A 19,306-nucleotide genomic window follows, 5' to 3' on the forward strand; every position below is an offset into this window, starting at 1 on the left:
CCCCGCCCTCGAATGCGACCACCCCCTCCCCGAAATACTGCCTTAGCAAGTGTAGGAAAGACACTGCGCCCCTCCCCCCATCTTCGTCAAACGAAGTGGTTTTTAAGTATTTAAATCCTTCCCCAAAACTTTCGCTTTTTGATTGATTTGCCTTGCTTGATTTTTTTGTTTTGTTTTATTTTTTTGCCCCCCCCCCCCCCCCCGCATTTTGCTTTGTGGGAAGCTTATCCTCATTTGCAGGATTTGGCACAGGGTGGCTGTGTCTATCGCAGTGGTTTATTATCATCGTGCCTATGTTGGTGCTAGCAAGCACAAATGGCAGTGGGCGCAAAATATGATTCATAATCTCTCTCTTTTGGTTGGATTTGACTAGATTTGCTTAGGCAAGTTTGGGTGCGATATGAGCGATGACTTTTTGCGCTTGGGAAAGCGCACAAGCGATACTTGCACCAGATTTAAACAAAATATCCCCTATCACAAACACACCTTTCACACTGCTTTGTAGATTTTCATCGACTATGGGCAGGCTATTTTCATCTAAGTCGATATGGCATTTTTTTAGAAAATCCACAGGCGAAGACCCGCCGATAGCATATATCGCCCTATCAAACTCCTCCACACTTCCATCGGTAAAGTGCGCATTTATCTTGCCGTTTTCATCGCTTAGAGATTCTATGTCTATGCCTAGCTTGGTTTTTAGCTTACCACTTGCTATGGTTGATTCTAGCTCTTTGGCATTGGTGTCATTTATGCGGGCAAACTCACTTCTGCGGTAGTTTAGCGTTGTGTCATTGCTTTTGGCAAACTCACAGGCGTATTCCACAGCGGAGTTACCCCCACCTACGATTAGTAGCTTCTCGCCCTCTTGGACACTATTTGCGTTGTAGTTTACTTGTCGCAAAATCGATGAGGGAATCTTATAGCTTGGTTTGTTTGGTTGCCCCATTTTGCCTATGGCGATGATGACTGCTTGGGCTTGGTAGGACTTGCCTCCACTAGTGTTTATAGTGAAGTCATTTGCTTCTCCCTCTGTATTAGCCACGATAGATTCTATGTCGTTTTGATAAGCGACATTGATATTATGCTTTGAAAGTAGCCCTCCAAACATTTCCAAAGTCGCTTCTTTGTTGCTATCGCTAAAATCTATTGCGCCATTTAGCTGGATTTTATCGCCTTTGTAGTCTCTATCTACGCGTTTGCCGTCTTTATAAAATTTATTTAGCGTGGCATTGTGCGTAGCGGTTTTTTCAAACAATATTAGGGAATCTATCCCCGCTAGCTTGGCTTCTATGCTCGCACCTATGCCACCCGGACCAGCTCCTATGATAGCTAGTTTGTAAGTTGTATTTTCACTCATTGTTGCTCCTTTATTTGATTTTATAGAGGCTTGATAGGCTAGATTTAAATCATCTTGCGTATCAAACAACGCTCCGTGCGTGATTTTCACCGAGTCATCAAACTGCCCACTTCTCAATCCCCACAAAAACACCACAAGCCCGATAAGCCCTATGGCTACCGAAACGATAAGCATTATAGTGAGGATTGGTGTATTCATCTGCATTTTCCATTTGCTTGGCTTATTATCACTAAATAATCCCCAAAAAAGGCAAAATCCGCTCAAAGCTTAAGCCCAAAGCGCAAGACTCTAGCCCATTTTGAGAGAGGATATAGCCCTTGTGAAATCCCTCGACTTTGACACTGCCTGCACTACCCTGCCAAAGAGATGATTTGACATACTGCTCTATATCATCTTGGCAAAACTCATCTAGCAAAAACTCCGCGCAATCAACATTGCAAAAAAAGCCCTTGTGGCTTTGATAAGCAAAGGCAGTGATGATACTGATAGGATTGCCACTTTGCAATTCTAACATAATTCTAGCTTGTGTTGGTGTTTTTGCTTTGCGAAGCAAAAGATTTGTGCGGGTGTGATTTTTTGTGTTTTGGTTTTTTATGTGGTTTCTTGTGTCGTTATTTTTTGCGTCTTCGCTTTTTGCGTGGATTTGATTTTGGCTAAACCCCACCTCAAAATCCAAACTAGAATCTAAATTTTGAGTGGATTTTGCAGCGATAGCAGTTTTTGAAGCGATGAGAGATTTTGTAGTCAAAGTGGGTTTTGGAGTAGAAGTAGATTTTGAAATAAAGGCAGAATTTGGGGCAATGAGGGATTTTGAAGTAGAAGCGGATTTCATAGCGGAGCTTTCACTAAGATTTTTAGCGATATGTGGCAAATGCACCACCACGACACTATCACAGGCTAAAATGCCCTCTTTTAGCACTTCTTGCATATTTCTTTCTCTAAAATCCTCGCTTGAAGTGAAATAATTTTGCGTGATTTTCTTAAGCACGGATTCTAGCTTGCCCTTAGCGCATTCCCACGCGATTTGCTTAGGATTTAGTGCTAGATAGCCCTCCACATTTTCCCCGATTAGATTTTTGATATGCGCTAAAGTCTTAGATGAGAGATTTTTGCAAAAATCTCCTTGCAGATAAAATCCTCCTTGCAAGCGCAAATCCCGCCCCTCACATTCTCTAAATCCTCGCACCTTTTTTGTCACACTCTCTAGCAATGCTTCAAACAACCCCTCCTCATCAAACCCACTATCAACTTGGCAAAACTCCACACCAAAGCCCTCCAAAATCTTAGCCCGAGTGCTTGAAGTGCTTGCCAAAATCATTTGCTTTGATTGTTTTTTTGGATTTTGTGATTTTAGCGTGCTGGGATTTGGACTTGCATACTTGTTTTATGGATTCTCTCCTCCATATTTTGCTTCTCATCTATCATTTTTAGGGCAAATTTTACGGCATTTTGGTAGCTTTGCGTGCTTGCTATGCCTTGATATGCTATATCATACGCCACGCCGTGGTCTACTGAAGTGCGGATAATGGGTAGATTTAGGCTGATATTTATGCTTTTTTCAAAGTAGAGGGCTTTTAGCGTGGCTAGCCCTATGTCGTGATATGGAGCGACAAATAGCGAAAATCTCGCGCGATTGGCAGGGGTAAAAGCACTATCTGGCGGGACAATCCCACAAAAAACCTCTTTTTTTAGGAATTTATTGACTTTGTTTATGGCGGATTCTATTTTTTTGTCCTCCTTGCCACCGATTGCCCCGCTATCGCCACAATGCGGATTAAACCCAAGCACAAGTGCTTCCTCAAACTTAAAGCTACGATACAAAGCGATTAAAAAGCGCACATATTTATCCGTGCTAATCGCGCTACTTACCGACTTTAGCGGGATATGCTCGCTAAAGAGAGCCACCAGCATTTCCTCACAGCCTAGCATCATTATGGCGTCTTTTTTGTATCGCGCCCTTAGCACTTGGGTATGTCCTGCGTAGTGGATACCTGACTTTTTCCACGCAGCTTTGTGGATAGGGAGTGTGATTAGCGCGTCTGCTTGTGATTTGTCCACCAAGTCAAGCCCGTGAATGAAGCTAGCAAAGCTATATCGCCCGCTTGCTTTGTGTAGCTGTGAGGGTGAGATTTTGGGGATTCTAGTGTCGTGTGGGTGAGAGAAGTGCATATCTTTGGCTATCATCTCTTGGAAGTCTTGTTTTTTACTCAAAGATTTGAAATGGTGCAAAGACTTGGCAAACAAAGTCTTGTGGGCGCAATATATCGGCTCGCAAAGCGTAGAGATATATTTGTGAGATTTTAGGATAATCTCTATCCCCACGCCATTTGTATCGCCTATGCTTATTGCTAGTTTTTTCTTGTGCATTTTTGTTTCCTTTTATGATTCATAGATAAGTCCCGTGCATTTTATGAGGGGATTTGCTAGCTTTTAAGGGAAAATTTTATGGTTTTATTATATTTAAAAGTCGGCAAATATAATAGAAACAAATGCCAAAAACACAAGTGCAATTTTGCTAATGGGTTTTTAGAAAGTCATTTTGGATAATGCTTTTTTGAGATATTTTGCTTCGCTTGATATGACAAAAGAGTATAAATGCTTCGCACAAAGCCATTTAAGCAAAGTCCCTAAGCACGATGACGCTCTACTATATATAGTTTTACAAACTTGTCATATTGAGCGAAAATATCTCTCTTATATTTTCTCACTTTTTAAGCGCGTAACGCAACTTCTTGGCAAAAGCAAAACTCAAATCCACCCATAAATAAGCGCAACTTTTTAGCAAAACCCACCTTTGAACTTACGCCAAAATCAAAAATCTAAAGAAATCTAAGCACTCCCTAAAACACGATTCTACTACCGAGATTTGCTTGCACGCCTATATCTTTGTAGCTAAGCCCATACTTCCCACCAAGTGAAAAATTCACAAACATTCTCCTGCCTAGCTGGACTTCGCCCCCCGCACTTGCTAGAGCGAAAGTGTTTAGATTGTCGCTTTTTTTGTAGTTTAGCGATTCTTCGCCTACAAATCGCACTTGCAATACATCTCCGCCCGTGATAAACATATCTCTTTGCGCACCGACATTGACAAACCAATACGAGCCTTTGGATAGATATTGTCTTGTTTCTAGGGCGAGATTTAGCGCGAAAAGATTGCGCGAAACCTCTGGAGACTGAACGGCTAGATTTTGCGCTGGGGCATTTGGATTATCCGCGCTTAGCACCTGCTTAGAATCCGCATCTAGCGCACCTGTAAATATGTGATAAAAGCTCATTCCCAAAGAAGGCTTAAACACAAAACCGCTAGATTGTGTGCTAAAGATATAGCCATAGCTAGCATTAGCGTTTATGGTGTGGGTATTGTATTTGTAGCTTTGGTCTAGACTGCTTAGCCATACATTGTTTCGCGTGTATAAATCCTCACTATTCATACCAATAGTGTAGCCGACATTTATATCAATCTCATTGTTTGCAAAGATTGAGCGAGAGTAGATTCCCGCATTTACATTATGGCTTTGGTTTTTTAGCAAGTCTGCCTTATAGCTACCATAGCCATAAGAAGCCACAAGCCCGACTATTAGCCCGCCCTCGCCAACAGGGACAAATCTATCATACCCTACATTTGCTCCATATAGCGTGCCATATCCCCCATCTGTAAATGTGGCACTTCCTAGCGCGTTTGCCCAAAGATTGTTATAAAACTCGTGGCGGTTTGAGAACTTATACAAAAATCCAAAATCCCCTCCCGCATCACTTCTAATCCCACCGCTTGCAGCATATCTTTTTTGGCTTAGCAGATTTGCGAAGCGATACTCTTGCTCATCATTATCGATTCTAGCGAGCTTGACTAGCCTTTGAGCTTTTGCCAAATCAGAGGCAAATCTAACAGCCGTAGCCGCATTTGATTTGCGCTCGGTAGATACAAGCTGTCCTAGTGTGTTGTTTAGCTGCTTAGCCGTATCCTCAAAAAATCCCAAATCTCTATCTATGACATTTACCGCTGTCCAAGCGACACCTTTTTGATGAAGTGCTAGGACATTAAACCACTTAAAAATATCAGATTCTATGTGGGTTACTTTCTTTTCTACCGCACTTGCTTTTTCTGTTTCCGTTAGAGTTGTATTGCTTTTTAGTTCGCTTTGTGTAAAATCCCCCTTACCACTTATGGTGTAGATTTTGTCATTTATCGTTTTCTCTTGGGAATCTTTTTGTGTAGTCGTGCTACTTAGCCTTGTTTGTGTTGTTTGCTCGGTGTGTGCGCCTTTTGAGATTCCACCGATTTGGGCTACTGCTTCATCGCCACCTTTTTGCCAAATATAGTAGCGTATATCATCTATATCATAGGGGTTTTTATAGTCTATGGCTGTGGCTTTGATACCGATAGTGGAGTAGTCTGCTACTTTTTCAAACTGCAATCCCAGCTTTGCAGACCTTAGTATGCCATCTTCGCCAAATCCCACATCAAGCCTTGTAGAATCCGCCCCACCCGCATATACACCTACCATATTTTTGATAGTGTTGCATTTTTCTTTATTATCAGTGCAGTGAAAAGTCTCTGTGCTACCACCACTTTTTAGCTTATACTCTATCTCGCCCGCATCTATGAAGCGATAAGTCTTTCCTGCTTGGATATTTAGATTTTCTAGATTGCTACCTGCATAGGCGATAGACAAAAATGGCTTGCTATCACTCGCATCAACATTTAGCGTAACCTTGCCAAGTGTGGGCGTAGCATTTGCCTCATAAGCGCGAGATTTCACTTGGATTTGGCTTGTGGCGTCCATAGTGATATGCCCACCCTCTTGCAAAGTGAGGTTATGAAAGACAGCAGTTGAGAGATTTGACATACTTATGTTTTTGACATTTGTAGTCTGTATGTTGCTCGCATACAGCCCTGCCATAGTGCCTAAGCTTAGATTTTCTATGGTTAGGGTAGAGCCTTTTACAAATGAATTTGTCCCGCTCCCACCTGCACCATTTGTATCTGTGCCACTCGTGCCAAAAAAGCTAAGCCTAGCTGTGTTTGCCACCTCGCAGTGATTCCAAGGGGTAAGCCCACACTCGCCTAGATTTATATTTGTGAAAGTGTAGCTCCCGCCCTCTTTTGTCCATATCTGCGTCCCTGTGCCATAAAACCCACCATTTGTCTGACGAGCATTGATAGTGATAGAATCCGCACTCAAAGTCTTATTTGCATTTAGATAGAAAGCCGAGCCTATGATATTGCCTAGCTTCGCTATTCCTTTCACACCGCTAATATCTAGCATAGCTCCCTCCCAAGTCTGCTGATTGGTAAGGAAACTTATCGTGCCACTATGGGTTAGATTGCCCCCTGCGATGAGCTTCATACTATCAGGAGCACCGATTCCAGCTAGCTGATTTAGCAAGAAAATATCGGTATTATTTAGGGTAATGTCATTGCCCGCTTCAATAGTGGTGGTAAATCTCCCTGCAGTATCTGTGGAGTTATTTAGCCCACGATTTGAGTATATCGCGCCATTTGTCTTCACGCTTATGCTACCACCTGCTTTGATATGCGCATAAGTCCCAAACGCACTGATTCCGTTATTTCCTACTAGCTCTAGTTTGTCAAAAGTTATGTCGCCATTTTCTGACTTCACTTCTATGCGCCCATCCATAGAGCCCACAAGTGAGGAGGCATTTACTTGAAGTTTGGCAGTGCCTAGCTCGATTTTATCTTCTGCCAAAATTTCGATTACCCCGACATATATAGGCGTGCCAGAGGAGAAGTCTAAATTTCCATTGCCTGTGATAGAGCCATTTTGCGCTTTTAGGCGGATAACATTCCCGCGTGAAGTAAGCGAAGAATTGCCCGTGAGGTTGATATTTTTGCCAGAAGTGATTACTAACTCGCCACCAAAATTTGCATTTGAGCTATCAAAGGTAATATCGCCACTACTTGAGCTCAAGTGCATTTTGAATCCATCAGAGCGGGCGTTTAGTTGGGAATTTTTTATGTTTATGTCGTTTGCGCTCACAAAGAAATTGCTATATTGCAATCCTGCGTGGTTAAACTTCAAATCTAGCGATTCTGCCTTGAAGCTATTGCTTGCATTGAAGTTTAGCTCCGCGCCACCACCCGTAGCCCACGCATTCCCCGCACCTATCGTGCCTGTGAGATATATATCTTTTGCTTCAAATTTCGTCTTTATGTAGCCTACTAGCCCACTTTGCCAATCCGTGCCACCAAACCATATATTGCTATCTGTTTTGGGGGATTGCGAAGTGTTACCAAAGATGAGTGTGCCATTTTTGTAGCTTTGGGTAAAATCCGCTCCAGCAGTGCTCCAAGTGCGCGTGCTTCCCACAGAAAAAGTCCCACTACTTTCATTTGACTTATTTTGTAGCTCATATACAGAATTTGTAATGTCAGTAGCCTGCGCATTTGCATAGAGGCTAAGTGCTAGCACCGCACTTAGCGTGATAGGATATTTGGTAGATTTTGATAGATTTGGTAGTTTTGCTAGTATGGTTTGTTTCATTTTGCGACCTCGTTTAGAGTTGTCCTCTTTGGAGTCTATTTTGCTTTAACACGATTGTCTTAAACCCATATTGCTTAGTTTTGCTTGCCATTTGTATGCTTGGCTTTTCACACACCTTATTTGATGTTTAAATAGCGTGATTATAACAAAAAAAAAAAAAACTATACATTTACCTTTGGATTTATTTGGGTTTATTTCTAGGCTTTTTGTCTCATAGCAAAACATTATAAGCGCAAAAATCGTGCCACAAACACAATCCCAAATCAAAGCAAGCTAAATAAGCCAAAATATGTCCTTAGCTTATTAGCAGTGCGTATTGACTAGATTTTGCCTTAGGGATAGTCTTTGTCGTGGGGATTGCTAGGACTTGATATGTCTTGCTTGAGTCTAAAAATCTTAGCGTGATTTTATCACCCACTTTGACTTCTTTGCTAGATTTTGCCACTACGCCATTTACCTCTATCACACCCGAAGCGCACATATCTTGAGAGATTTTGCGTGATTTTAGGACATTTGTGGAGTTTAGAAATTTATCAATTCTCATTTTGCCTCCTTCCTCATTTTGCTCTTGTTTTTTAACTTTCCTTATCAAATCACTTGGATTTTTGGACTTTTTGTATTTTTAGCGATTTTGGCATTTCTAGTGTCGCAGGATTTTTGCCTTTGTCCTGCCTAGCTTGTAGATTTTGCTAGGTTTTGCCTCATATAGAGAATCTATCACGATAATATCGGCATTTTGCACTGCCCACTCTAGTGAAAATGGCTTGCCACTCTCATTTGCCGAAGTGCTATATAGCCCACCAAAATGTGCCAAAAAATCGCTATGTAGCGAGCTAGATTTTGGTATATCACCACCAGCCACGATAGAGCCAAGCCCTAGCACATTAGATTTTTTCTTGTTAGATTCCCTAGATTCTCTTTTGCGCTCCATTGATATGTGTTGTGGTTTTTTTACCACGCGGAAACTTCTGCCATTTGGCAGGACAAAGCTCGTTTTCCTTGCATTTCGCACCATTTTTTTGGCAAATGGTGGAATCCTAAAACGCTTTTTTAGCTCTATAAAATCACTAAGCGCAAGGAGGATTTTTTGATTTTCATCACGCTTTTTTAGCCTATTTAGTTTTTTGGGATTGGCACAGAGAAATCCCGCTGTGGTATCGCTCTGCGCCAAAAATACAGGAGCACAATCATCAAAATCATCTACACAATCTAATAAAGCAAAATCCAAACTAGAATCTAATATTTCCATAAATGCTCCAAAAACTCTGCATATAAATTTCCAAAAGCACTTCCAAAGGCATTTCTAAGGTATATTTCCAAAGATTTGTTTTAAGCATTTTAACCTATTAAAGTTATGATTAAATCTACACGCAAGGCTATTGTGGCTTATAAGCGCGTATCAAAAATACAAAAACACAAAATCTGTGCAAATCTAAGCAAAAAATTGATAAAATACGCGTTTTGCAAAAATTTGCGCAAAAATCTAAATACATAAAATCTTATAGTGAGGTGATTATGCAATATGCGTTTGTTTTCCCCGGGCAAGGCTCTCAAAGCGTAGGTATGGGCAAAGAGCTATATGAAAACTTTGAAATAGCAAAAGAAATGTTTGGCATAGCAAGCGAGAAACTAAAGGTTGATTTTACAAAGCTACTTTTTAGCGAAAATGACTTACTAAACCAAACCCAATACACCCAGCCAGCGATATTTCTTGTAAGCCAAATCGCTCACACCATACTTCAGCAAGAATCCCCACTCCTAGCCAAGTGCGCACTAGGACATTCGCTAGGCGAGATAAGCGCACTATGCGTGGCTTTGGGCGTGGGATTTGAAGATGGGCTTTATCTCACTAGCAAGAGAGGTGAGCTAATGCAAAAAACTTGCGAGGGAATAGACGCAGGAATGCTTGTAGTCGTAGGGCTAGAAGATGACAAGCTAGAAAAAGCGTGTGAAAATCTACGAAAAGAGGGCAAGCAAATATGGGCTGCCAACTACAATGGCGATGGACAAGTGGTGTGTGCGGGGAAAAAGGCGGATTTGGACTTCGCACAAAACACACTAAAAGACTTGGGAGCGAAGCGAGTATTGTTGCTTGCTATGTCTGTGGCAAGCCATTGTCCTCTACTAGAGCCGATGAGGGAGGAATTTGAAGCCTTACTAAAACCAATGCTAAAAGAAAACTTTGCTCTGCCTATCATTTCAAATGCCACAGCACAAAGCTACAATAGCGCAAAAGACGCTCTAAAACTACTAAGCCTCCAGCTTACCTCCCCTGTGCTATACAAACAATCTATCCAAAGCATAGACAACGAAGTGGACTGCTATATCGAGCTAGGGCACGGAAGTGTGCTAAAAGGGCTAAACAAACGTCTAAGCCAAAAAACCACGCTAAATGTCAGCGACATAGAATCCCTAAAAGCCACCATAGCCCAAATAGAACAAAATAGCTAGACAAATCCTAGAAATATCGCGATAAAAGCAAAAAATAGGAAAAATAGAGAATTTAAGGAAAAACAAAAATGCAGCAATCCGCCTCGCAAGATTCACAAAAATCTACTATCACTCCAAACTACCAAAAAATCGGCATCATCGGTGCTATGCAAGAAGAAATCACGCCACTGCTTAGCCTATTTCCCACACACACAGCGCAAGCTATGGGTGGCAATGTGTATTATGAAATCCCTTATAAAAATGCCACGCTATATGTCGCATATAGCAAAATCGGCAAGGTGCACTCTGCAATGACAGCGACCACGATGATAGCTCACTTTGGCTGTGAAGCAATAATCTTTGGTGGTGTGGCAGGTGCGCTAAACAAAGACCTAAAAATCGGTGATATTTTAATCGCCACCAAGCTATGCCAGCACGATGTAGATATTAGCGCGTTTGGGCATCCGCTAGGATTTATCCCAGAGAGCAAGCTATTTATCGAATCTAGCAAGATTCTAAATGGCATAGCTAGCCTTGTCGCACAAGAATACGGCGCACAAAGCGCGGGGACAAAAGAGGGGATTTTGCTAAAAGAGGGCGTTATCGCTTCGGGCGATGAGTTTGTGCATAATGCAGAGAAAAAGCAATGGCTTATTGATACTTTTGGTGCAGATGCCGTAGAAATGGAGGGTGCGAGCGTAGCAGTAGTATGCGATAGCTTTGGCGTGCCTTTTTGCGTGTTTCGCTCTATCAGTGATAGTGCCGATGGTAGCGCAGATGTGAGCTTTGATGAGTTTTTGGACTCAAGCGCGAAAATATGCGCGGAATTTGTCAAAAAAATGCTTGATAAGATTTTAGGCTAGAATCAAAGGTGTAAAAAAGCATAAAATCTAAGCGAGCTAAAAATACATAAAAAATCCACAAAATCTATCTTTAAGGAAAAATATGCAAAACAAAGCAAAATCACTTCAAGGGGCGTTTAGCCTTATTGAGTTAGTGTTTGTCATCGCAGTGGTTGGGATACTAGCAGCCATAGCGATTCCCAAACTTAGTGCCACGCGCACAGATGCCCAATACGCCGCGATAAACAAAGACATACAAGCTATCATCTCATCTATCCAAGTAGCTGCCACCACACAAGACAATCTTGCAAATGTCCTAAATGGTGAGTTTATAATGCGAACCGCAGGACTATCTCCACTGCGCTGGATAGCTCAAGCCAATGGAGTGCGACTAGGCAAAGAGGGCACACTAGATACCCAAAACAACTGCGTGATAATCGACACAAATGCGACAACCCTAAGTATAGAGATTTCCCCTATTGCTAGCTCCCCACTATGCCAAAAACTACTAAAAGCCTACCCCCAACCACTTAGAATCAACCTGCAAGATTCTGTGCTCTAGCCTTGTGCCTAATCATCATAGAGTTTTACTAGCATAGATTTGCAAGCATAAATGAACCGTCATAAATTCAGCACAAAATCAACCACAAAATCCGCTTTTAGCACGATTGAGCTAGTGTTTGTCATCGCACTTCTAGGCGTGCTTATACTAGCTATCCCTAGCTCTTTGCACTTGAGGGAAAAATCCTGCTATGCCACCCTTGCTTCCTCGCTTAGCAACTTGCAAGAAAGACTATCTCTGCTCTACACGGATTTTACCCTACACCCAAAGCCACTAAGTGCTATGAGAGAATCAAGTCTAGCAATCCTAAGCTCCATAAACGCGTCCAATACCCCCAACTGCGCATTAGAGTTTGCCAAAAATCGCCTAGTAGCACGCGCAAATAGACAAAGTGTAGCCTTTAGCATAGAGCCAAATGACTTTAGCGAGCAGCCCGCTTTTAAGTGCAATTTCACTACTAGCCCACTTTGTCGCAAAATCTTAGAGCGCACCAAAATCCGCTAAAATTAAAAATCTTATAGATTTTAGGATTTTTGCGCCTTTTTGCGCGACATTTCCAAGTGCGAAAGGCGCAAAAATCATAGCTAGATTTTATAGCACACCACAAAAATTATCAAATCCAAAAACCACAAAAATCAAATCCCACAAGCAAAACCCAACATTCCCTTTAAGAAAATCATTTTAAGTGAAAAATGATTTAAGATTTTGTGGATTTTGGAGTAGATTTTGCTTTGTGTTATTTAGATTTCACTACAATTCAAGTTTTTTAAAGCCACATAGCTTTTTTGGCTTTTCATAGATTCTACTTGGCTTTCATAGATTCTATCTGCACTATTTGGGGACTTTAGAGATTCTCACAAGCGCAAAAATAGAATTACAAAAAGGATAAACATTGAAACAGCAAAAAATCCAAGCAATAAAATTACTAGCGATAAATTTGGCGATATTGTGCGGATTTAGCGGTTGCTCACTCTTTGATTTTATCCAGCGCAAAGCTACGCAGGGCAATCTCCCAGCAAACCAATGGTATGTCGAAAAAATCATCATTACAGATGAGGAGTTTTTCTCCCCTCAAGTGCTAGCACAAAACGCACAAGAATCACTAAAAAATGGCTTGCCGCAAGAATCTAGCCAAGCACCTAGCAATGCTAGCAACGAGACAGGCACAAGCAATGGCAATAATAATGGCAATGCCAATGGTGGCAGTAACGGAAATGGTAGCACCAGCTCTCAACCAACCCCACTATACGAGCTAGCCCAAATCGACAAAATCGCCACAATGGAATTTGAGACAAAAGAAAATAGGATTTCAGGGGAGAGTGGCTGTGGCTCGTATTATGCGCGGTATTCGTGGAATGACAAAACACACCTAGAGATTGTCCCGGGAAGTGCTACGCGCAAAATCTGCACTCCACGAGAAGTTAGCCGCTTTGAGTTCCGCTTTGTTAGGGGACTTGAGGGGGTGTTTGAGATAACGCACAAAGATGAAAAAAAGCTAACCCTACAAAGTGAAAAAATGACAATCCACCTCTATCGCTAATTTTTTTAGATTTTATAAGATTTCTCTTATGTGATTTTGGTAGTAAGCACATTCATAGTTTCTATCTTTGTAGCTAAACGCAACAAAAATGCTTAACCGCCAAAATCCACTTCCAATCCTAACACACAATTAGCACACATACAAACACACAAAATCTATCCCAAAAACAAATACTAAGATAATACGCAAATATGCTACAATATGCGTTTTGAAATTGTAAAATCTAAAATAGCCACAAGCAAAAATCTTAAGCAAATTAAAAAACAAAATATAGAGCAAAACAAAACTACAAAACCACAGGTAAAGGCAAAAAATGGCAAAAAAATACCGCCCAAATGTCGCAGCTATAATCCTTTCATCACATTATCCCAAAAAATGTGAGTTTTTTTTGGGCGAGAGAAGCGATGTGCGCGGAGCGTGGCAATTTCCACAAGGTGGTATAGATGAGGGGGAAAATCCACAAGAAGCACTATTTAGAGAATTGCTAGAAGAAATAGGCACTGATGAAGTGGAGATTTTGGCGCAATACCCACAATGGATAAACTACGATTTCCCCGAAGATGTGCGGACAAAAATGCAACCCTTTGATGGACAAACACAGCGATATTTTTTGCTTAGACTAAAGCCAAATGCCAAAATCAATCTACAAACAGCACACCCAGAGTTTGTTTCATATCAGTTTGTGGAGATTGCAGAAGTGTTTAAGAGAGTAAAAAGCTTTAAGCGAGATGTGTATAGCAAGGTGCTAAACTACTTTAAAACGCAAGGGTATCTATAATGCTAATCGTGCAAAAATACGGCGGGACGAGTGTGGGGGATTGTGAGCGAATTGATAGCGTAGCAAATCGCGTGATAGACGCACTAAAAACCACGCAAGAAAAATCCACAAATAAAAAAAATGAAAATCCCCAAAATAATCAACTCGTAATCGTAGTATCTGCTATGAGCGGGCAAACAGACGCACTTATCAACTACACCAAATACTTTAGCAAGCTACCAAATGAACGCGAAGTAGATATGGCACTAAGCGCAGGCGAGCGCGTAACCGCCGCACTTCTAGCTATCGCCCTAGAATCAAAGGGCTACAAAGCAATCTCACTAAGTGGCGAAAAAGCGGGCATACTCACTGATTGCACACATACAAAAGCGCGAATCGAATCCATAAACACCGCACGCATAAAAGAACTCCTAGCACAAGACTACATTGTCGTGGTGGCTGGATTTCAGGGCGTGAGCGCAGAGGGAGAGACCACTACGCTTGGACGAGGAGGGAGCGACTTATCAGCAGTGGCGTTAGCAGGTGCGTTAAAAGCGGATTTGTGCGAAATCTACACCGATGTCGATGGCGTCTACACCACCGACCCTAGAATCGAAAAAAACGCACGCAAAATCGACAAAATCAGCTACGATGAAATGCTAGAGCTTGCTTCTATGGGTGCAAAAGTCTTGCTAAATCGCTCTGTGGAGCTAGCAAAAAAATGGGGTGTTACACTTGTTACGCGTAGCTCATTTACCCAAAAAGAGGGCACACTCATCACAAAAGAGGAGGACATAATGGAAAAGCCAATCGTAAGTGGAATCGCACTAGATAAAAACCAAGCGCGAGTAAGCATAGCAGATGTGATAGATAGACCGGGCATTGCCGCAGAGATTTTTAGCGCACTTGCAAATGCCAATATCAATGTAGATATGATAGTGCAGACTATCGGGCGAGATGGCAAGACAGACATAGATTTTACTATCCCCCAAACCGACATAGAGCAAACAAAGCTAGCATTAGAGCCATTTAAAAAAGATGTAGAATCTATCGAATATGACTGCGACATAGCCAAAGTCTCTATTGTGGGTGTGGGTATGAAATCTCACAGCGGCGTGGCAAGTGCTGGATTTCGCGCACTTGCAAACGAAAATATCAACATAATGATGATTTCCACAAGTGAGATAAAAGTCTCTATGGTAATCGGGTTACGACACGCCGAAAATGCGGTGCGCGCCCTGCATAGCGCATACAAGCTAGAATCCTGCCCCGTGTGAGAATATCTAAGCTACAAATCCACAAGCAATGCCCTTAAAAGCAAAAGCGACAAAATCCAAAATCTTAGCTTTATGCAGATTTTGTCTTTATATTTTTGTGCCAATCAAAAAAGCGCGTTAGCTATGTTTTTTAAGTTTGGCTAAAAATATTAGCGAGACTTAAGCTATCACAACCAAAAAGGGAAATATTTTTTAAAAAAGGAGATATTATGCAAGAAGTGTTAGATTTTCGCTCGTGGCTACTAGATAATATCCGCAGTGATTGCAAAAAGTGGGCAAACGATAGACAATGGCTTGAGGTAGCAAGAAATATTTGGGCAGATACTTCACTCCCTGCGATAAAGCATATTTTAGATGGCGGGGCATTGCTACTTGCTACTGATGAGCGTAGGGATTGGTTCATATCTTATGCGCTAGCGAGATTTCATAGCTCTAGCAAACCTCGCCCGATTTTGCCCGTGCTTAGCCTAAAAAGTCTTTTTCCCGCGCATTTTGTGCTACAAAAAGAAAATATGGAAAATATCCGCAATATGCTAAAAATCGCTTACAAAGATTATATGTTTTGGTATGTGGGGCGAAGCGATACGATTATGGCGGATTTGTGTATGGGGAGGGGAAATGGACTTTTTTGGGTGCTAAATGAGGGCGTGCGACAATCTTTTGTGCTAAAAGAAAGCGATGAATTTTTGGATTATAAACTTATTGAGATGCTCCAATTGTTTGAAAAATCGCTATATGCTTCCGTGCTTGGCAAAGTTGTCCTAGAATAGCCAATCTAGTGAATCAAAACAATCGAGGCAAAATGCAATACACAGGCAACATTATCCTAAGCTATGATATTTTTGAAAAAGCACAATCGCTAAAAGATGAGATTGCCTTGCGCAACGAAATCGTGCGTGATTTTGTCTGCGAGGAAGTCAAAATGGAGGACGCCCACGCCATAATCGCCCAAGCCTATATCGCCGAAAAAGAGAAAAAAACTATCATCATTGCTGCACAAAACTTCCGCAACGAAGCCCAAAACGCTCTACTAAAAATCCTAGAAGAACCACCACAAAATATCCATTTTATCATCATCACGCGCAACAAAACCGCTTTGCTACCTACGATTCGCTCTAGGCTTGTGCTAGAGGATTTGCGCGAAAAAAGCGAGATTGCTTCCTTTGGACTTGATATAACAAGGCTAGACTTGGGCAAAATCTTTGATTTCCTAAAAAACATAAACGCAAGCGAGGGGACAAAAACAAGCGGCAAAGAAATGATAGAATCCCTACTACTTGCTATCCACAAAGCAGGCATAAAGCTAAGCGAGGAAGAGCTAGAAATGTTTGATAACGCGCTTTTGGAACTACACAACTACCGCAGAATCTCGCTAGTGATAACCCCGCTGCTACTTATGCTACTACTTAGACAAAAAACAAACAACGCTAAAAGGGTTTTATAAAACCCAAAAACTAAGCAAAATCTAAAAAGAGCCAAAATGCCAAAAAAACCCCCAAATCCCACGCAAGAAGCATATAAGCTATCCCCACAAACAAACACGCAAGATAAACAAGCGAGCACACAAGCTAGCAAAAAAGAAGTGGTTTTGGAGCGAGTAAATATAGATTTGCTTCCAAAATGGCTTAGCAAAATCGGCACAGAAAAAATGGGTGCAAAGATTATGCAAAAAAAGGGCGAAGTGCTTGCTTTCTCACTGCAGGATTTAAGCCTGCCCGCACTAAATATCCTAAAGCAAGAAGCACTAAGTGCAGGAGGGGATTTAGCCACACCAAGAGATGCGATACTAGGAGAGCAAAAGCTATATAATGCCCTGCTTATCGCTACACACACACAGCTAGAAAAAATCATTTACAAATGCAAAATCCAACCCTTTGGACTAAAGCAAATAGCAAAAAAACTGCAATCCCATCTCGCCACCAAATCTAGCCAAAGCAAAATCATTATGCCAATCATCAATATAACCCCTGATAGCTTCTATGCAGACTCTAGGCACAGCTCAAAAAAGGCGATAGAATTCATAATCTCGCTTATAGATTCTGGTGCTACTCTCATCGACATAGGTGCAGCTAGCTCTCGCCCCGGAAGTGAGCTAATAAATCCAAGCGAAGAAAAAAAACGACTTAAAGAAGTATGTGAATTTATAAAAAAAGAAAATCTAGCAAAAAAGGTGTCTTTTTCTATTGATACCTACAACGCTGAAGTAGCGGATTTCGCACTTAAGCACGACTTTGTAATGATAAATGATGTAAGTGGGATAAAAAGCAAAAAAATGCTTGAAGTCATCGCTCACTACCGCGCTCAAGTAGTGCTTATACACACAAAAGGCACGCCAAAAGATATGGCAAATCTTAGTGAATATACTCATCTCATAAGCGAAGTAGATGAGTTTTTTGCGCACAAAATTTGTGAGCTAGAAGCACACAAAGCAAGCAGGATTGTGCTAGATATTGGCTTTGGTTTTGCCAAAACTCACGCCCAAAATCTAGCCCTTATCCAAAACCTAGCGCATTTTAGGCACTTTGGGTATGAGATTTTGATAGGTGCTAGTCGCAAAAGCACTATCGGTGCAATCACAAGCAGACAATCCCCAAGCGAGCGACTAAGCGGTAGCTTGGCTTTGCACTTGCTCGCACTTCAAAATGGAGCAGACATTATCCGCACACACGACTTTGCTGAGCATATTGATATGCTAAAAATCCTTAGTGCGTTTAATGAGCTATGCTAATCTATGCCAGCTTCTGTGCTAATGTGTGCTAATGGATTGACAAAATCTAAAATACCCTTATGTCTTTTGAGTGCGAGAGCAAAAACAAGCTAGCAATAATCTTTTATTATTTTTTTGCGCAGATTTTAATCCACTCACAACTAAAAAATCATTTGATTTAAAAAAAAAATGCTAAAATTTCCTCATATACTTAACTTTAAAAGGAGTAGCTATGAAAAAAATAGCGATTGTATTAGCGTTTGGGTTTTTTGGATTTGTAGCGTTTGGAGAGACTCTAAGCACGGATTCTACCCAAGAGTCTAGCCCAGACTCTCGACAAGAATCTCAAACACAAGTAAATCCTAGCGAACAAGCAGATTCTCAAGCTCAAAATGCCCCTCAAGCGCAAGCTGATTCTAATGAACAAGCTGATTCTCAAGTGGCTTCTAATACTCAAGTAGCCACTAGCACACAAGCTAACACACAGCAAGACATTGGAGAAGGCATCGAGCTAAAATACCCAAATAGCGATTGGGAAGTGTGGAGCGAGATAGATACTAGCGAGTGGAGCAAAAAACAAGCCGAGTGCAATGCCCTAGATAAAGGTGCAGAGCGTGATAAGTGTAAATCTACGCAAGTAAAAAAGTTTCACAAACTATGCAAAAGCAAGGGCAATGACAAATCCTGCGTCCTAAAAGTCGCAGTGCTTACTAGCGAAGAAGTAAAATCCGAAGACATAGACATTCTATACAAAACTTGCGATAAAGAGTATGCTTCGGCTTGTGCTTTTTATGGCAAGGTAGTAGGCGAGCTAGGAGATAAAGCAAATGAAACAAGACTATATGAAAAAGCCTGCGAGCTAGGAAGTGCTATGGGTTGTCTTGGTATGGGGAAATCATACTTTGAGCAAAACAAAGACACGCTTAAGGCAAAACCATACATTGACAAATATATCGACAAAGCAGTGGATTTGGCAGACAAAGGCTGCAAAGGTGGCTTTGAAGTAGCGTGCAAGCAGCTAGAAAATATCAATAAGCTAAAAGCAGAGATTACCGCAAAAGCACAAGCCCAAAGCCAAGCACAAGAAGCTAGTGCGGGTAAAAAGCCAAAAAAATCTAAGAAATAAAAAGCCTAAAATCTACCCAAAAAGTCTTTAGGAAGTATTCTCTACCATATCTCTCCATTATTCACAAGCGAAATGTTTATGATAAATGTTTCGCTTGTGCTATCTAAAACACACCGCAAATGACACGCGATACTTTTTTGCATAGTTTATATACCATTTAGCTAGCGCATTATAAAATCTGTGTGAAACCCTCCCCTACATACCA

At 41.3% G+C, this 19,306-nt stretch carries 19 protein-coding genes; 12 read left to right on the forward strand and 7 right to left on the reverse strand.

Features of this window, described 5'->3' with window-relative positions:
- Positions 1-175: 175 nt before the first annotated feature.
- From CQA40_RS11200 to pdxA, 4 genes are read right to left on the reverse strand one after another with little or no spacing between them, the layout of a single operon-like run.
- Positions 176-343, reverse strand: a complete 168-nt coding sequence (locus CQA40_RS11200) for a hypothetical protein (protein WP_181882881.1) — start codon at positions 341-343, stop codon at positions 176-178.
- Positions 344-379: 36 nt separating this feature from the next.
- Positions 380-1,555: a cbb3-type cytochrome oxidase assembly protein CcoS gene (ccoS, locus tag CQA40_RS07280; protein WP_181882879.1), complete on the reverse strand. Its 1,176-nt coding sequence runs from the start codon at positions 1,553-1,555 to the stop codon at positions 380-382.
- Between the two features lie 31 nt (positions 1,556-1,586).
- Positions 1,587-2,669, reverse strand: coding sequence for a Maf family protein (locus CQA40_RS07285; protein ID WP_181882880.1), 1,083 nt, complete (start codon positions 2,667-2,669; stop codon positions 1,587-1,589).
- A 38-nt stretch (positions 2,670-2,707) separates the two neighbouring features.
- A complete protein-coding gene (gene pdxA, locus CQA40_RS07290) occupies positions 2,708-3,724 on the reverse strand; it encodes a 4-hydroxythreonine-4-phosphate dehydrogenase (RefSeq protein ID WP_115520232.1) in 1,017 nt (338 codons plus the stop codon).
- A gap of 187 nt (positions 3,725-3,911) precedes the next feature.
- Between pdxA and CQA40_RS07295 the strand changes: the two genes are divergently transcribed.
- Positions 3,912-4,121, forward strand: a complete 210-nt coding sequence (locus CQA40_RS07295; RefSeq protein WP_147290180.1) for a hypothetical protein — start codon at positions 3,912-3,914, stop codon at positions 4,119-4,121.
- Between the two features lie 76 nt (positions 4,122-4,197).
- Here the strand turns inward: CQA40_RS07295 and CQA40_RS07300 are convergent, their stop codons facing one another.
- The 3 genes from CQA40_RS07300 to CQA40_RS07315 all read right to left on the reverse strand — a co-directional run bounded on the left by CQA40_RS07300 (position 4,198) and on the right by CQA40_RS07315 (position 9,109).
- Positions 4,198-7,860, reverse strand: a complete 3,663-nt coding sequence (locus CQA40_RS07300) for a vacuolating cytotoxin domain-containing protein (protein WP_115520234.1) — start codon at positions 7,858-7,860, stop codon at positions 4,198-4,200.
- Between the two features lie 295 nt (positions 7,861-8,155).
- On the reverse strand, positions 8,156-8,404 hold the full coding sequence (locus CQA40_RS07310) for an RNA-binding S4 domain-containing protein (protein WP_023927195.1): 249 nt from the start codon (positions 8,402-8,404) through the stop codon (positions 8,156-8,158).
- 96 nt (positions 8,405-8,500) lie between these two features.
- Positions 8,501-9,109 (reverse strand): hypothetical protein, encoded by a 609-nt coding sequence (locus tag CQA40_RS07315; RefSeq protein WP_115520236.1) that lies wholly within the window; start codon positions 9,107-9,109, stop codon positions 8,501-8,503.
- Positions 9,110-9,375: 266 nt separating this feature from the next.
- On the opposite strand from CQA40_RS07315, the gene fabD reads away from it, so the two are divergent.
- The 11 genes from fabD to CQA40_RS07370 all read left to right on the forward strand — a co-directional run bounded on the left by fabD (position 9,376) and on the right by CQA40_RS07370 (position 19,101).
- On the forward strand, positions 9,376-10,311 hold the full coding sequence (gene fabD, locus CQA40_RS07320) for an ACP S-malonyltransferase (protein ID WP_115520267.1): 936 nt from the start codon (positions 9,376-9,378) through the stop codon (positions 10,309-10,311).
- A gap of 68 nt (positions 10,312-10,379) precedes the next feature.
- Positions 10,380-11,153, forward strand: a complete 774-nt coding sequence (locus CQA40_RS07325) for a 5'-methylthioadenosine/adenosylhomocysteine nucleosidase (protein ID WP_115520237.1) — start codon at positions 10,380-10,382, stop codon at positions 11,151-11,153.
- 82 nt (positions 11,154-11,235) lie between these two features.
- Positions 11,236-11,694, forward strand: coding sequence for a type II secretion system protein (locus CQA40_RS07330; RefSeq protein ID WP_115520238.1), 459 nt, complete (start codon positions 11,236-11,238; stop codon positions 11,692-11,694).
- Positions 11,695-11,745: 51 nt separating this feature from the next.
- Positions 11,746-12,198, forward strand: coding sequence for a type II secretion system protein (locus CQA40_RS07335; RefSeq protein WP_115520239.1), 453 nt, complete (start codon positions 11,746-11,748; stop codon positions 12,196-12,198).
- 388 nt (positions 12,199-12,586) lie between these two features.
- Positions 12,587-13,234, forward strand: a complete 648-nt coding sequence (locus CQA40_RS07340) for an META domain-containing protein (RefSeq protein WP_115520240.1) — start codon at positions 12,587-12,589, stop codon at positions 13,232-13,234.
- A 313-nt stretch (positions 13,235-13,547) separates the two neighbouring features.
- Complete coding sequence (locus CQA40_RS07345; RefSeq protein WP_115520241.1) at positions 13,548-14,012, forward strand: RNA pyrophosphohydrolase; 465 nt, start codon at positions 13,548-13,550, stop codon at positions 14,010-14,012.
- Entirely contained in the window at positions 14,012-15,268 is a 1,257-nt protein-coding gene (locus CQA40_RS07350; protein WP_115520242.1) for an aspartate kinase, read from the forward strand. Before CQA40_RS07345 ends, CQA40_RS07350 begins: the two co-directional genes overlap by 1 nt.
- A 209-nt stretch (positions 15,269-15,477) precedes the next feature.
- Positions 15,478-16,038 (forward strand): HobA family DNA replication regulator, encoded by a 561-nt coding sequence (locus CQA40_RS07355; protein WP_023927186.1) that lies wholly within the window; start codon positions 15,478-15,480, stop codon positions 16,036-16,038.
- Positions 16,039-16,046: 8 nt separating this feature from the next.
- A complete protein-coding gene (locus tag CQA40_RS07360) occupies positions 16,047-16,712 on the forward strand; it encodes a DNA polymerase III subunit delta' (RefSeq protein WP_115520243.1) in 666 nt (221 codons plus the stop codon).
- A gap of 138 nt (positions 16,713-16,850) precedes the next feature.
- Positions 16,851-17,996, forward strand: coding sequence for a dihydropteroate synthase (gene folP, locus CQA40_RS07365; protein ID WP_115520268.1), 1,146 nt, complete (start codon positions 16,851-16,853; stop codon positions 17,994-17,996).
- Between the two features lie 211 nt (positions 17,997-18,207).
- Positions 18,208-19,101 carry a sel1 repeat family protein gene (locus tag CQA40_RS07370; protein ID WP_115520244.1) on the forward strand — a complete coding sequence of 298 codons (894 nt, stop codon included), beginning with the start codon at positions 18,208-18,210 and terminating at the stop codon, positions 19,099-19,101.
- Positions 19,102-19,306 lie beyond the last annotated feature (205 nt).

It is taken from the genome of Helicobacter sp. MIT 01-3238, from assembly GCF_003364135.1.
GTDB lineage: Bacteria > Campylobacterota > Campylobacteria > Campylobacterales > Helicobacteraceae > Helicobacter_B.

Coding starts and splice junctions, on each gene's coding strand:
- CQA40_RS07355 (WP_023927186.1), top strand. CDS start 15,478: ATGCAAGAAGTGTTAGATTTTCGCTCGTGGCTACTAGATAATATCCGC.
- CQA40_RS07315 (WP_115520236.1), bottom strand. CDS start 9,109: ATGGAAATATTAGATTCTAGTTTGGATTTTGCTTTATTAGATTGTGTA.
- CQA40_RS07345 (WP_115520241.1), top strand. CDS start 13,548: ATGGCAAAAAAATACCGCCCAAATGTCGCAGCTATAATCCTTTCATCA.
- CQA40_RS07300 (WP_115520234.1), bottom strand. CDS start 7,860: ATGAAACAAACCATACTAGCAAAACTACCAAATCTATCAAAATCTACC.
- CQA40_RS07335 (WP_115520239.1), top strand. CDS start 11,746: ATGAACCGTCATAAATTCAGCACAAAATCAACCACAAAATCCGCTTTT.
- fabD (WP_115520267.1), top strand. CDS start 9,376: ATGCAATATGCGTTTGTTTTCCCCGGGCAAGGCTCTCAAAGCGTAGGT.
- CQA40_RS11200 (WP_181882881.1), bottom strand. CDS start 343: ATGAATCATATTTTGCGCCCACTGCCATTTGTGCTTGCTAGCACCAAC.
- CQA40_RS07350 (WP_115520242.1), top strand. CDS start 14,012: ATGCTAATCGTGCAAAAATACGGCGGGACGAGTGTGGGGGATTGTGAG.
- pdxA (WP_115520232.1), bottom strand. CDS start 3,724: ATGCACAAGAAAAAACTAGCAATAAGCATAGGCGATACAAATGGCGTG.
- CQA40_RS07330 (WP_115520238.1), top strand. CDS start 11,236: ATGCAAAACAAAGCAAAATCACTTCAAGGGGCGTTTAGCCTTATTGAG.
- CQA40_RS07370 (WP_115520244.1), top strand. CDS start 18,208: ATGAAAAAAATAGCGATTGTATTAGCGTTTGGGTTTTTTGGATTTGTA.
- CQA40_RS07325 (WP_115520237.1), top strand. CDS start 10,380: ATGCAGCAATCCGCCTCGCAAGATTCACAAAAATCTACTATCACTCCA.
- ccoS (WP_181882879.1), bottom strand. CDS start 1,555: ATGAATACACCAATCCTCACTATAATGCTTATCGTTTCGGTAGCCATA.
- CQA40_RS07310 (WP_023927195.1), bottom strand. CDS start 8,404: ATGAGAATTGATAAATTTCTAAACTCCACAAATGTCCTAAAATCACGC.